Source organism: Piezobacter thermophilus, from assembly GCF_055386745.1.
The window spans coordinates 2614048-2627840 of the sequence record NZ_AP042380.1; the positions used below are offsets into that span (position 1 = coordinate 2614048).

The following is a 13793-nucleotide window of genomic DNA, read 5'->3' on the forward strand; positions in this document are numbered from 1 at the left end:
GTCCCGCCGGCGGGCACAGTCTAGGATCAAGCCGGCGCGATCACCACCATGAATTGCCCGTCCGGCCGGGGAAATCGCGGCCCGGTTCGGCAACCGGGGCAGGCACGGCCCAGCCGCCGCATCTAGCCACCGTATTGCGCTTTCAGTCGGGCATCGGCCTTGGCCAGCCCCTCGGCCAGGTCGTCGCTGTCGTCCTCGAAATACTGTTCGAACTCGACCCCCGGAAGGCTGGCGAACTGTGCCTGAAGCTTGCGCGGGAAAAGCGTCGTGCGGATGTCCTCGAAACCGGGCACCTGCCGCAGGATGTTCGCTGTCGCGCTGGCGCAGAATCCGCCCATCACCCGGCCGTTGGTTACCGCTGCGCGATAGGCGGCTTCGGCCTGCGCCGGGGTGACCTGGATGGTCTGCATCTCGACCCGATAGGTGGAACGCGCATGGGCCGAACGATAGGCCTGCTCGACCGCCGGCGTGATGCCGTAAAGCACGTCGCCGCGTTCGGGCACCACTTCGGCCCTGAACGACCCGGCCGGGTCGAAGATCACCCGCTCGGACGCGTTGATCAGAAGCGCGGTATGCGCCCCATCGTTCGTGCGGTTGTTGACCACCGTGTAGAGCGTCAGCGAGGCCGGCCCCGAATCGCGGTAGGACACGGTGGCGATCTGATCGTCCGTCGCCCGGCCCGCCGGCCTGTTCACGCAACCGGCAACACCAAGAACCAGAAAGACCAGAGCAACCAGCCGGAACATGTAATTCGCCCGGATTAGGAGGTGAAGATGGCCATGAAGATCAGGATCGCAAGAATCACGATGACCGCGCGGGTCATGAACCTAACGAACCCGTGGAACGTTTCTTCATGCTCCGAGATATCCATCTCTCCGTGCTTGTGCTCTGCCATGTCGGACCCTTCCGTTCGCGTGTTTTTCCGGAAACTACCGGATTCATTCGCGCCTGTCATCCGGTCATTCGGGCGCAGTTTCTCCGGCCGCCGGGGCGGTGTTGCATCCGGGATAGCCGAATCCCCTCCGCCGGGGCAACCCCGTGCAGGGGCGTCTGCAGTTCACCCTCAGCCCTTGCGGCGATAGAGCCAGGCGCCATCGGCGCGGCGCGTGCGTGTCACCTCTCCGGTGTGAAAGAGGTGGTTCACATGTGCCACCGCCTCAACCAGCGCAAGGCCGTATTCGGATTCGCCTATGCTGCGCCGGAACAGCGGGCCGAAACATTCGGCGGCGCTCTTCGGGGTCTCCAGATGCTCCAGCAGGCGGGCAAGCGCGCCGTGGTGGTTGTCGATCAGCTGCCGCATCCGCAGCGGCAGGCCGGTGAAGGGCAGCTTGTGCCCGCCCAGCGCCAGGTGATCGTGGCGTGCCAGCTTCAGCAGCCGCTCGCAGCTTTCCAGCCATTCGGCCAGCGGATCGGCCATGGGTTCGGTCGCGTAGACGCCGATATTGGGGCTGATCGAGCTGAGGATCTGGTCGCCCGAGATCACCAGGTTGTCATCACGGCTCCAGAAGGTGGCGTGTTCGGGGGCATGGCCGTGGCCCACGTGAACCTCCCAGTCGCGCCCGCCCATGCGCAGCACGTCGCCCTGCCGGATCCGGGTGAAGCCCAGCGGCATCGGATGCACCATGTCGGCAAAGTTGAACGGCCGCTCGGCCATGCGCTTATGCAGGATATCGGGATCCATCCCGGCACTGCGGTAATAGTCCAGCGTCTCTTGCGGCCAGCTGTCCTGCACGTCCAGCGTCAGCATCCGCGCAAACAGCCAGGCGGTGCGGGTGGTGAGCAGCTCGGCCCCGTGTTCGCCCTGGAACCAGCCGGCCAGGCCCACGTGATCGGGGTGGTGATGGGTCACCACTACCCGGCGCACCGGCTTGCCCGCCAGCGGGCCGGCCATCAGCCCCTCCCACGCCGCGCGGCTGCGTTTCGACCCGATCCCGGTGTCGATCACCGTCCAGCCGTCGCCGTCGTCCAGCGCGTAGATGTTCACGTGATCCAGCGCGAAGGGCAGCGGCAGGCGCATCCAGAGCACGCCCTGGGCCACCTCGATCGCCGCGCCCGGCGCCGGGGGGGATTCCCACGGGTAGCGCAGCGCCGTTTCCGCCCCGTCCCGCACTGTCATCCGGCCAGTTCGTCGCGGTCCAGCGCATAGAGGTCTTCGGCCCCCGCCTGCGCCTGCACCAGAAGCGAGGCATGCTCGGGCAGCATCCGGTTGATGTAGAACCGCGCCAGCGCCTCGCGCGCGCCGCCCGGCTCGGCCAGCGCCGCGGCGAGGTGGGCATAGCCGCCCAGTACCCGGGCGAAGGCGCGCAGATAGGGCAGCGCCCCGGCAAGGCGCGTGGTCCTGTCCTGCTGCGCGACCAGCCACTCGGTGGCCTCGCGCAGGTTCTGTGCGGCTTCCCAGACCGGGGCGGCCAGCTTCGGCAGATCGGCGCGGGCGGATTCGGCCTTGGCCTCGATCTCTTCCAGCAGACGGGTGGCGGCCTCGCCCCCGTCGGCCATCTTGCGGCCCACGAGATCCATCGCCTGGATGCCGTTGGTGCCCTCGTAGATTGCCGTCACCCGCACGTCGCGCAGATACTGTGCAGCGCCGGTTTCCTCGATGTAGCCCATTCCCCCGTGGACCTGGATGCCCAGATCGGCCACGCGGATCCCGGTTTCGGTGCCGAAGGCCTTGGCAATCGGCGTCAGCAGCGCCGCGCGCGCCCGGCAGGTGTCATCCCCGGTAGCGCGGGCCAGGTCGGTGGCCACGGCACAGGCCAGCAGGATGGCGCGGGCCGCAAAGATGTCGGCCTTCATCTCCAGCAGCATCCGCCGCACATCGGGGTGCTCGACAATGGGCCCGAACTGGCGGCGTTCCTGCGCGTAGGCCAGCGCCTGCTGAAAGGCCGCCTCGGCCACCCCCACGCCCTGCGCCCCGACACCGAGGCGGGCGTTGTTCATCATCGTGAACATCGCCGCCATGCCGCGGTGCTCTTCGCCGATCAGCCAGCCGGTGGCGCCGTCATATTCCATCACGCATGTGGGCGAGCCATGCAGGCCCATCTTGTGTTCCAGCGATACCACCTTCACGCTGTTGGCCCGGCCCGGATTGCCCTGCGCGTCGGGGATGAATTTCGGCACCAGGAACAGGCTGATGCCCCGGGTGCCGGGCTCCGCCCCCGGTAGTCGCGCCAGCACCAGGTGGCAGACGTTCTCGCAGAAATCGTTGTCGCCCCAGCTGATGAAGATCTTCTGCCCGGTGATGGCATAGGTGCCCTCGCCATCGGGTTCGGCCTTCGTCGTCAGCGCCCCCACGTCCGAACCCGCCTGCGGTTCGGTCAGGTTCATGGTGCCCGACCACTGTCCGCTCATCAGCTTCGGCAGGTAGAGCGCCTTGATCGCGTCGCTGGCGTGATGCTCCAGCGCCTCGATCTGGCCCTGGCTCATCAGCGGCGCCAGCTGCAGCGACAGGCAGGCGCCGCTCATCATCTCGTTGACCGCGGTGGTGATGGCCATGGGCAGGCCCATGCCGCCATGTTCGGGCGGGCCCGAGATGGAAATCCAGCCGCCCTCGGCAATCGCCTTCCAGCCATCGGCAAAGCCCGGCGAGGTGCGCACCGCGCCACCTTCCAGCCGCGCGGGTTCCAGATCGCCGGCCCGTTGCAGCGGCGCCATCACCTCGTCGCACATGCGGCCGGCTTCGGTCAGGATCGCGCTCAGCATGTCCTCGGAGGCTTCCGAAAAGGTATCGGTCGCGGCAATACGGTCATAGCCGAGGACCTTGCGCAGGAGAAACGCGTGTTCCGAAACGGGAGCGCGATAGGACATGGACGACCTCTTCAACTGCTGCGGTGCGCCGCCCGGAGGGGTTGGCTTCGGCCGGAGGCGCGGCTAAGGATCTTCATCCGGGCGATTACCTACCGTAACCGACCTGTCAAGCAACCGGAACGCAGCGTCATGCCATGAATGCCTCCGCCACCGAAATCCTCACCGCCGACAGCGCCGATCTCGACCGTGCGGCGGGGCTGCTGCGCGAGGGCCGGCTGGTCGCGTTTCCCACCGAGACGGTCTATGGGCTGGGGGCGGATGCCCGCAACGGCAAGGCAGTGGCGCGCATCTACGAGGCCAAGGGCCGGCCCGCCTTCAATCCGCTGATCGTGCATGTGGCGAATGCGGCGCAGGCAGCCCACTACGTGGAATGGACCACCCAGGCCGAGACGCTGGCGCGGGCCTTCTGGCCGGGGCCGCTGACCATGGTGCTGCGGCTGCGCGCGGGCTGCGGGATTTCGCCGCTGGTGACCGCGGGGCTGGACACGCTGGCGGTGCGCGTGCCCGCCCACCCGGCCGCGCGCGCCCTGCTGCACGCCTTCGACGGCCCGCTTGCCGCGCCTTCGGCCAACCCCTCGGGGCGCATCAGCCCGACCACCGCTGCCCATGTGCTGGCCGGTCTCGACGGGCGGATCGCCGCGGTGATCGACGACGGGCCCTGCTCGGTCGGGGTGGAATCCACCATCGTCGGCCTGGCCGGTCCCGCGCCCGTGCTGCTGCGCCCCGGAGGACTGGCGGTCGAGGCACTGGAAGAGGCGCTGGGCTGCCGGCTGGAGGGGCGCGACGAACAGGGGCCGGTCACCGCGCCGGGTCAGCTTCGTTCGCATTACGCGCCCGGTGTCGCGCTGCGGCTGGAGGCCGCCGGGCCAGCCCCGGACGAGTTGTTCCTGGGCCTGGGCGCCATGGAGTGCGACCTCAACCTTTCGCCCACCGGCGACCTGGTCGAGGCGGCGGCCAATCTGTTCGATTTCCTCCATCGTCTGGATGCACGGGGACAACCCGTCGCGGTGGCTCCGATTCCCGATCGCGGGCTGGGACGGGCGATCAACGACCGGCTGCGCCGCGCCGCCGCGCCGCGCGACTGACGGGCCGGGCCACGCCGCCCCGGCAAACACCGGAACCGGACCGCAGGCACGCACGGGACATGCCCGGGAACGGCCCCTTCCTCTTGCCGGAAATACTCCCGCCGGAGGCACCGCGCCACAGGCGCGGTTTCCGGGCGTACGGCCCGGGCACCGAATCCGAAAACCATCCCCGGACCGGCCTCAAGCCCGTCCGGCACTGGCCGAGAGCGTCAGCGGATCGACCCCCAGCCGCCCCAGCGCCGCGCCCCATTTTTCATCGTCGGGCAGGTCGAAGATCAGCTCCGGATCGGCATCCACGGTCAGCCAGCCGTTCATGGCGATCTCGCCCTCCAGCTGCTCGGGCCCCCAGCCGGCATAGCCAAGGATCATCATCGCCTTGCGCGGCCCCTTCTCGGCGGCCATGTCCTCGAGAATGTCGAGCGTCGCGGTCATCGCGATCTCGGGCGTCACCGCCAGGGAATGAATGTTGGACACGTAGTCGCTGCCATGCAGCACGAAGCCCCGCGACGGCTCCACCGGGCCGCCGAAATAGACCGTCGCGTCAACGCCCGGGCCATCGCCGTCCTTGCCGATGGCAAGCTGTTCGAGAAGATCCGAAAGGCTGATGTCATGGGCCGGCTTGTTCACGATCAGCCCCATCGCCCCCTCATCGCCGTGACTGCACAGCAGCACGACCGAATGCTGGAACCGGGGGTCGCCCATGCCGGGCATGGCGATCAGAAGTTTTCCGGTCAGTTCCATGATGCCAACGATTCCACCCTTGCTGCTCCGAACATGGCCCCCCGGACGCCCACGCGCAAGGTGGGAACGCCCCGCCCGGGCCGCCCTTGCCCCCGCCGACGCGCCCATCGAGCGAAAGTGACTTGGCAATCGCCCCGCGCCGGGCGATCAAGAGCCCATGTCGAGGACCTTTCCAGTCACCGCCATCATGTGTTTCCTTTTCGCCGCGACGGCAAGCGCCGAAGGGGACCCGGACATTCTGGTCCGCCTGGACATGCTCGACGGCGGCAGGACCGCCCGCGGCAGCTTGCGCACCGCGATGAAGCTGACCATGGCGGAAGGCTGGAAGACCTACTGGCGCCAGCCGGGGGTGGCCGGCATTCCGCCCAGCTTCGACTGGCGCGGGTCCCGGAACGTGGCAGACATCGCGATCTCCTGGCCGACACCGGTGGTGTTCGAACTCGCGGGTCTCCAGTCGATCGGCTACAAAGGGCAGCTCGTCCTGCCGATCGAGGTGACACCGGCCCGGCCGGGGCAGCCCGTGCGCCTGCGCGGACAGATCGACATCGGCGTGTGCAACGAGGTCTGCGTGCCGGCCTCGCTTTCCTTCGACCACGAAATCGACCCGGACGCGCCGCCCGATCCGTCGATCGAAGCCGCGCTTGCCCGCCAGCCCCGCCCGGCGCGCGCGGCCGGGGTGCGCGCGGCCAGCTGCCGGGTGTCGCCGCTTGACGACGGCATCCGGCTGGAGGCACGGATCGACATGCCGTCGGCGGGTGGGCGCGAAATCGTTGTGATCGAGCCGGGAAACCCGATGCTCTGGGCCACTGAAACGCAGGCAAGGCGCAAGGGGCGGACACTGGTCGCCGCCACCGAGATCCTGAGCAACGACGAGGGGCCGATATCGCTTGACCGGTCCAGGATCCGTTTCACCGTTCTGGGGGAACGCTACGCGGTGGATATCCGCGGCTGCCGCCCCGGCTGAGGCCACTGGCGGGGAGCACGGCAACCGAATCGGGCTCAGGCCCGGCGCCGGCGCCGGGCCGAGGCGACGGCCAGGGCAAACGCCGACAGAAACCAGGCCGCGACCACGATGACCAGCGCACCGCCCAGGAATGCCGCCAGCGCGGCGCGCATCGGCTCGCTCTCCGTCAGCGCCGGCAACAGGGCCGCCAGGGGCCCGGGCAGCCCGGCGCCAGCAAGCACCGGCACCATGGTGCCGCCGAACCACGCCAGCAGCACCAGCCCGGTCAGGGCGACCGCTGCCTTCAGGGACCGCCGCCGTCGCAGCCGCAACGCCCGCCGCAGCGCCCCGAGCGGCCGCGAGAAGTCGCGCTGCGCCGCCACCAGCGCCGGCACCACCATGAGCACGAGGATCACGCCGAAACCCAGCCCGTAGACCAGCGTGATGACCGTCGGCTTGAGAAACTGCGCCTGCTGGGAGCGTTCGAACAGCAGCGGCGCCAGCCCCAGCACCGTCGTCATCGTGGTCAGAAGCACCGGCCGCAGCCGGTCGGCGGTGGCATCCACGATCGACGGGATCAGGCCGCGCTCTTTCGCATATTCGTCGATGGTGGTCACCAGGACGATGGAATCGTTGATGATGATCCCGGTCATGCCAATCAGCCCGACCACCGAGAACATGCTCAGCGGTACGCCCCATGAAGCATGGCCCCAGATCACCCCGATCAGCCCGAAGGGGATCACCGACATGACCACAAGCGGGCGCGTCCAGCTGGAAAACACCCAGGCCAGCACCAGGTAGATCCCGGTCAGGCACAGCGCCAGCGCCGTCTTCGCATCGGCAAGGAACCTGTCTTCCTGTTCCTTCAGCCCGCCCATCCGCCATTCTACCTGCCGCTCGCTGGCGATCTTCGGCAGGATGTCCTCGCGCAGCGCGCGGTCGATTTCCACGGCGCGCTCGGGGTCGTCCTCGGATATGTCGCCGGTCACGGAAATCAGGCGCAGCCCGTTTTCGCGCCGGACGGTGGAAAACCCGGTGCGCCGCTGAACGCTGACGATGTCTTCCAGCGGCACATAGACCCCCGCGGGCGCGCGCATCTGCGTGCGTTCGAGGAAATCGGCCGTGAGTTCGCCGCGGGGCAGCTCGACCCTGATCTCGGCGCTGCGCGGCCCGTCCGGGTAGGTCGCCGCCTCGATCCCGTTCAGGTAACTGCGCAGCGCCCGGCCCAGCGCATCGATGGTAAAGCCCAGCGCGCGCCCCTGCGGCGTCAGCTCCAGGATCAGCTCTTCCTTGTCATAGGCGAGGTTGTCCTGCAGCCCGGACACCTCCGGATAGCGCGCCAGCGCCTGCTGAAGATCCTCGCTTGCCGCCTTGAGCGTCTCCACCTCGGCGCCATAGAACTGCACGTCCAACGAATCCCCCCCCGGCCCCGACCGCCAGCCGCGGAAGCTGACGGTTTCCAGCTTGGGGTGGCGGCGCACGCGGTCCTGAAGCTCGCCCACGAAGGCAAAGCTGGAATAGGGCCGCAGATCGGCGTCGATCAACTCGATCGAGATGCTGCCCAGAAGATCACGATCCTTGCTGTTGGCGCCGGCCAGCGGATGGCCGGCATTGCCGCCGATCTCGGCCAGGACGAACTTTATCGGATTGCGGCCATAGCGCGCATCGTACTCGCGGCCCAGCTCTTCGGTCGCGCGCTGCATCTCGCGCATCATCTCCAGCGTATCGGCCCGCGAGGCCCCCTCGGCCATGGCGAAATTGCCGGTGACGGATCCGCGCTCGGGCGCGTTGAAGAACCGCCACGGCACGTCGCCGCGGATGAACACCGCAACCTGGGTCGCCAGGATCAGGACCGCACCGGCCAGCACCACATAGCGCGCCCGCACGGCGATCAGCGTCAGCGGCCGGAACAGCCGGTCGCGCAGCCAGCGGAAGCCTTCGTTCACCAGCCGGTTGGGCAGGTCGTACCAGTGCCGGCGCTGCGACTGTTCGATGGCGTGCACCATGTGGTTGGGCAGGATCAGGAAACATTCGACCAGCGATGCAATCAGCACCACGATCACGGTGAAGGGAATGTCGCGGATCAGGTCCCCGAAACGCCCGCCGATCGCCATCAGCCCGGAAAAGGCGATGACCGTGGTGATGGTCGAGGCAAAGACCGGCATCGCCATCCGCCGGGCCGCGCGCTCGGCCGCCTGCGCGGGGGTTTCGCCAAGACGGCGGGCGCGATAGTCGGCATGTTCACCGACCACGATGGCGTCATCCACGACGATGCCCAGGGTGATGATCAGGCCGAACAGGCTGACCATGTTGATGGTCAGGCCGAAGGCATACATCATCGCCACGGCCGCGAACATCGCCGCAGGGATGCCTGCCGCCACCCAGAAGGCGGTGCGCGCGTTGAGAAACAGAAACAGAAGCACCAGCACCAGCGCCAGCCCCATGGCGCCGTTCCTGACCAGCAGTTCCAGCCGGGCGGTGATCGATTCGGCCCGCGTGCGGATCAGGTCGATGCTCACCCCGGGCGGGAGGGAGGCCTGCATTTCCGCGGCAACCCGCCGGACCGTGGCCTGAACCTCGATGGCGTCCCCCTGCCCGGCGCGATCGACCCGGATGGACATGGCCGGGTTGTCGCCCACGAAATAGCCACGCTCGCGCGCGACACCCTCGATGCGGATCTTCGCCACGTCGCCGATGGTCAGTTTCGAACCGTCCGGGTTCGACCTCAGCACGATCCCGGCAATGTCCTCGGGCTTGCGCTTTTCGGTGCCGGCACGCACCCGCGCATTGGCGCCCGATACGTCGCCCGCGGGCGCGGTGTTCACCTCGGCCGCGATGGCAGCGGCGATCTGCTCCATGGTCACGTCGTTGGCAATCAGGGCGGCCAGGGGGACCTCGACGATGGTGCGCGGCGCCGCCACGCCGCGGATCGTGGTCCGCGTCACCCCGGCGCTGAACAGCCGCCGCACCAGCTCGTCCGCGAAAAGCGCCAGCTGCTCGGTCCCGACCGGGCCGGTGATGACCACATCCGTCACCCGGTCGCGCCACGCCCCGCGCCTGACCTCAGGGTCGTCGGCCTCGTCGGGCAGGTTGGTGACCGCATCTACCGCCGCCTGCACGTCCTCGGCCGCGCGCCCCATGTCCCAGCCGGGCTCGAATTCCAGCGAGATCCGGGCCCGCCCCTCGCGCGAGACGGCCTTCGAGCCCGCCACCCCGTCCACCGCCAGCAGCGCCGGCTCGAGGATCTGGACGATCGCCGCATCCACCTCTTCGGGGCCGGCGCCCTGCCAGGCAACCGAGACGGAAATGGTGTTGACGATCACGTCGGGGAAGAACTGCGCGCGCATCCGCGGCATCGCCGCGGCACCCAGGACCAGCATGACCAGAAGCAGCAGGTTGGCCGCCGTCCTGTGGCGGGTGAAATAGCCGATGACCCCGCCCGCGGCGCCGGGCACCGGGCGCATTACCCCTCGCCTCCGGTCTCGTCGGAGCGCGCATCACCCGGCCGCGACGCCCGGTCGGGTGAGACCTGCCCGCCCATGCGCGCCTCGATCCGCGCCACCAGCTGCGCGGGCACCCGCGCGCCGGCAAGCTGATCCAGCAGCCGCCGCCTGGCCTCGGCCGGCATCCGCGCATTGCCGCGCACGAAGGCGACGAGCCGGGCCCGCCTTTCGTCGCTGAGTTCGAGCATCGCGTCCCGCCGCGCCCCACCGGGGGCGGACAGGGCCCCGGGGACGGTTTCGGGAACGGCGGCCTCGGACCTCTCGCGCAGCGGCCGGACGCGAATCCCCGGCCCCAGAAGCGGCGTGCGGCCGATCACCACCTCGCGCCCGTCAAGCCCCTCGCCCCGCACCAGCACGTCGTCGCCCTGCCGCCGGACCAGTTCCACCGGCAGCGCCTGAAGCCGGTCGCCCTCGCCGATCACCAGCACGGTTCCGCGCGCATCCAGCGCCGAGGCCGGCAGCCGGGCCACGTTTTCCACCGGCGGCTCCTGCACCGACACGGCGACGAAATCCCCCGGCTTGAAGGCCGGCGCGTTCTCGAGCCGGGCAAAGATCAGCCGCCCCGACTGCCCCTCGCCCGCGGCGGCGCCTTCGCGGTCGATCACGCCCTGCGCCACCAGGTCGGTACCGCCTGCCTCGAGCGACACCCGCACCGGCGCCGGTATCAGCCGCCCGTCATCGCCCAGAAGCCGCACATACTGCCGGGTCGAGATGCGGAATGCGACTTCCAGCTGATCGGGATCCACCAGGTCGGCCAGTTTCTCGTTCGGCGCCACCAGCCGCCCCTCGACCACCCGGACGCCGCTGAGCCTGCCGTCGAAGGCGGCGCGGATGGTGGTGTCGTCCAGCGTCCTGCGCGCCGTATCAAGGGTGATCTGCGCCCGTGCCAGGCGGGTGCGCGCCTTGTCCACCCGCGCCTCGGCCTGCGCCAGCGCAAGGCGGCGGGCCAGAACCGCCTGCCGCGCCGAGGCCAGCGACAGTTCGGCCGCCTCCACCGCCGCCTCGGTGCCCACCCCCCGCGCCCGCAGATCCTTCTGCCGCTTCAGCGCCCGGGCGCGCAGATCGGCCTGGTCCTCGGCCGCGTCCAGCTCGTCCCGGGCCAACTCCAGCGCCCGCGCGGCCTCGCGGATCTCGGCCCGGGCATCCTGAAGATCGCTTTCGGCCCGCGCCAGCGCCGCCTGCGCATCCGCCGGGTCCATGCGCACCAGCACCTCGCCCGCGGCCACGCGACCGCCTTCCTCGAAGCGCGGAGACAGCCAGACCACCCGCCCGCCGACCGCCGCGCGCAGCTCCAGCGTCCGGCGGCTCTGGATCTTCCCGAAGGCCTGGAGAACCGGCGAAACCGTCTGCAGGCGCGCGGTGCGCAGGCTGACGGCGAAGACCCGCTCGCGCGCGGGGGCCGGGTGGCCGCCGTCCGCCATGCGCGATTGCAGCGCCTTGAAAACCGTCTGCCCGGCATAGGCCAGAAGCCCCAGCGCCAGCGCCGCCAGGAACAGGCCGATCAGACTTTGCCGCAGAAACCGCATGCGCCGTAATCCCCGGACCGCACCGCGCGGCCACCCCCATAAGGTAGCCGCACGGCTGGAAATGCCAACCCACAAGCGGTTGATGCCCCGCGCCCCGCTTCGGTTCGTGCCGCCCCTATTTGCGCCGCAGGTGCTCGTCCAGCCTGGGCATGATCTCGACGAAGTTGCACGGCCGGTGGCGATAGTCCAGCTGCGGGGCAAGGATCTCGTCCCAGGCGTCCTTGCAGGCGCCGGGGCTGCCGGGAAGCGCAAACAGATAGGTGCCCCCCGCCACCCCGCCGGTGGCCCGGCTCTGCACCGCAGAGGTGCCGATCTTCTGCATCGAGACGAGGGTGAAGACGGTCGAGAAGGCCTCGATCTCCTTTTCGTAGACATCGCGGTGGGCCTCGACCGTCACGTCGCGCCCGGTCAGCCCGGTGCCCCCGGTCGAGATGATGACATCCACCCTCGCATCGGCCACCCAGGCGCGCAGCTGGGCGGCGATTTCCTCGCGCTCGTCGCGGACGATCCGGCGGTCGGCGAGGATGTGGCCGGCAGCAGTCAGCCGCTCGACCAGCACCTGCCCCGAGCGGTCATCCTCCAGCGAGCGGGTATCCGAAACCGTCAGCACCGCAATGCGGACGGGAATGAAGTCCTTGCTTTCGTCAATGCGCGACATGGGGTGTCAGTCCTCTTTTCCATCCGGGTTCCCGGCCGGTTTTTCGGCCGCGATTCGCGGGGCAACCTCGAACCGTCTGGGGGCAGGGCCGAGATTGACCACCCGCGTGCGCCCGATCCGGCCCTCTTCGCCCCAGCTGTCATGGATGTGGCCGCAAAGCGCAAGGGCCGGCTGCAGCCGCTCGATGGCGGCGCGGATCGCCCGCGAGCCCACCGAGAGCCCCTGCGAGGTCCGATCGGCAATGCCTGCGGGCGGCGAATGGCTCACCAGCACATCCGCCTCGGCGCAGCGCGCGAGCATATCTTCGGCCTGCGCCTCGGTCAGGTCGCACGACCAGTCGCCGAAGGGCGTCACCGGCACCGCATATCCCAGCCCGAACAGGCGCAGCCCCCCGATTTCCACCCCCTGCCCGTGCAGCACATGCCAGTGCGGCGGGGCGGCGGCGGTCAGTTCGGCCGCGCTTTCGGCATTGCCGGGCACCGCCACCACCGGGCAGGAAATGCCGGCCAGCATCTCCATCGCACGCGCCAGCCCCTCGCGCATCACGCAGAAATCCCCCGCCCCGATCACCAGATCGACCGTCTGCGCCGCCGCCACCAGATCACCCGCGCGCGGGCGGGACAGGTGCAGGTCGGAAAAGGCCAGGATCTTCATGCGTCCCCTCTCAGCCGGGCCTTGAGTTCGAGAAGATCGGCCCAGGCCTCGCGCTTGGCATGGGGTTTGCGCAGCAGGAAGGCGGGGTGGAACATGGGCAGGGCCGGCCGGTCGAAGGCCTGTTCCCACCGGCCGCGCAGCCGCGTGATCCCGCGCCGACCCAGTACCGCCTGGCACGAGGCGTTGCCCATCAGCACCAGGATCTTCGGATCGGCCAGCGCCACGTGACGTTCCAGAAAGGGGCGCATCATGGCGATTTCCTCGGGGCGCGGGTCGCGGTTCTGCGGAGGCCGCCAGGGCAGGACATTGGTGATGTAGACATTCTTCGCCCGATCAAGCCCGATCGCCGCCAGCATCCGGTCCAGCAGCCGCCCGGCGCGGCCCACGAAGGGCCGGCCCTCGCGGTCCTCGTCGCGGCCCGGAGCCTCGCCGATGATCATCACCGGCGCCCCCGGCACGCCATCGGCAAAGACGGTGTTGCGCGCGCCCTTCTTCAGCTCACACAGATCGAAGGCGGCGATGGCGGCGCGCAGCTCTTCCAGCGACGTCGCCGCGCCCGCAGCGGCGCGGGCCATGGCGACGGGATCAACGGAACCGGCGGCATCGGCGGCAACGACCACCGGCGCGACGGGCGGCGGTGCACCTGTCGCGGCACCACGGGCCTCAGCGCCACGGGCCGCCGCAGGTTCGGGCGGGCGATCGGGCAGGGCGTAACGGTCCACCGGCACATCGCCGATGGCCTCGGTCGCGCCCAGCTCGATCTGCCATTCCAGCAGTTCCCGCGCCGCGCGGTGGTCAATCCCCGATTCCATGGCGCAAGCCTAGCCCGCCTTGGCAGCGACGAAAACCGCATTGCCGCCCCCCCTCGGCCCCGGCGGC

Annotated in this window: 12 protein-coding genes; 2 read left to right on the plus strand and 10 right to left on the minus strand. The window is 69.5% G+C overall.

Features of this window, described 5'->3' with window-relative positions; genetic code table 11:
* Positions 1-122: 122 nt before the first annotated feature.
* The 4 genes from ACZ5CM_RS12635 to ACZ5CM_RS12650 all read right to left on the minus strand — a co-directional run bounded on the left by ACZ5CM_RS12635 (position 123) and on the right by ACZ5CM_RS12650 (position 3804).
* Positions 123-746: a hypothetical protein gene (locus ACZ5CM_RS12635; protein ID WP_464639128.1), complete on the minus strand. Its 624-nt coding sequence runs from the start codon at positions 744-746 to the stop codon at positions 123-125.
* 14 nt (positions 747-760) lie between these two features.
* Positions 761-895: an aa3-type cytochrome c oxidase subunit IV gene (locus ACZ5CM_RS12640; RefSeq protein WP_464639129.1), complete on the minus strand. Its 135-nt coding sequence runs from the start codon at positions 893-895 to the stop codon at positions 761-763.
* Between the two features lie 168 nt (positions 896-1063).
* Positions 1064-2116: an MBL fold metallo-hydrolase gene (locus ACZ5CM_RS12645; protein ID WP_464639130.1), complete on the minus strand. Its 1053-nt coding sequence runs from the start codon at positions 2114-2116 to the stop codon at positions 1064-1066.
* Positions 2113-3804 (minus strand): acyl-CoA dehydrogenase, encoded by a 1692-nt coding sequence (locus tag ACZ5CM_RS12650; protein ID WP_464639131.1) that lies wholly within the window; start codon positions 3802-3804, stop codon positions 2113-2115. The genes ACZ5CM_RS12645 and ACZ5CM_RS12650 overlap by 4 nt, the downstream gene beginning before the upstream one ends.
* A gap of 134 nt (positions 3805-3938) precedes the next feature.
* Here ACZ5CM_RS12650 and ACZ5CM_RS12655 point away from each other — a divergent pair, with 134 nt between their 5' ends.
* Positions 3939-4889: an L-threonylcarbamoyladenylate synthase gene (locus ACZ5CM_RS12655; RefSeq protein ID WP_464639132.1), complete on the plus strand. Its 951-nt coding sequence runs from the start codon at positions 3939-3941 to the stop codon at positions 4887-4889.
* A gap of 180 nt (positions 4890-5069) precedes the next feature.
* Here ACZ5CM_RS12655 and ACZ5CM_RS12660 read toward each other — a convergent pair whose 3' ends face one another.
* The gene (locus tag ACZ5CM_RS12660; RefSeq protein WP_464639133.1) at positions 5070-5630 is read right to left on the minus strand and encodes a YqgE/AlgH family protein; all 561 of its coding nucleotides are present in this window, start codon (positions 5628-5630) and stop codon (positions 5070-5072) included.
* Positions 5631-5787: 157 nt separating this feature from the next.
* Between ACZ5CM_RS12660 and ACZ5CM_RS12665 the strand changes: the two genes are divergently transcribed.
* Positions 5788-6594 carry a protein-disulfide reductase DsbD domain-containing protein gene (locus tag ACZ5CM_RS12665; RefSeq protein WP_464639134.1) on the plus strand — a complete coding sequence of 269 codons (807 nt, stop codon included), beginning with the start codon at positions 5788-5790 and terminating at the stop codon, positions 6592-6594.
* A gap of 35 nt (positions 6595-6629) precedes the next feature.
* Here the strand turns inward: ACZ5CM_RS12665 and ACZ5CM_RS12670 are convergent, their stop codons facing one another.
* The 5 genes from ACZ5CM_RS12670 to ACZ5CM_RS12690 all read right to left on the minus strand — a co-directional run bounded on the left by ACZ5CM_RS12670 (position 6630) and on the right by ACZ5CM_RS12690 (position 13726).
* Positions 6630-10037: an efflux RND transporter permease subunit gene (locus ACZ5CM_RS12670; RefSeq protein WP_464639135.1), complete on the minus strand. Its 3408-nt coding sequence runs from the start codon at positions 10035-10037 to the stop codon at positions 6630-6632.
* On the minus strand, positions 10037-11602 hold the full coding sequence (locus tag ACZ5CM_RS12675; protein ID WP_464639136.1) for an efflux RND transporter periplasmic adaptor subunit: 1566 nt from the start codon (positions 11600-11602) through the stop codon (positions 10037-10039). The genes ACZ5CM_RS12670 and ACZ5CM_RS12675 overlap by 1 nt, the downstream gene beginning before the upstream one ends.
* A 115-nt stretch (positions 11603-11717) precedes the next feature.
* Complete coding sequence (gene moaB, locus ACZ5CM_RS12680; protein ID WP_464639137.1) at positions 11718-12260, minus strand: molybdenum cofactor biosynthesis protein B; 543 nt, start codon at positions 12258-12260, stop codon at positions 11718-11720.
* A gap of 6 nt (positions 12261-12266) precedes the next feature.
* Entirely contained in the window at positions 12267-12914 is a 648-nt protein-coding gene (locus ACZ5CM_RS12685; RefSeq protein ID WP_464639138.1) for a metallophosphoesterase family protein, read from the minus strand.
* A complete protein-coding gene (locus tag ACZ5CM_RS12690) occupies positions 12911-13726 on the minus strand; it encodes a uracil-DNA glycosylase (RefSeq protein WP_464639139.1) in 816 nt (271 codons plus the stop codon). Before ACZ5CM_RS12690 ends, ACZ5CM_RS12685 begins: the two co-directional genes overlap by 4 nt.
* Positions 13727-13793 lie beyond the last annotated feature (67 nt).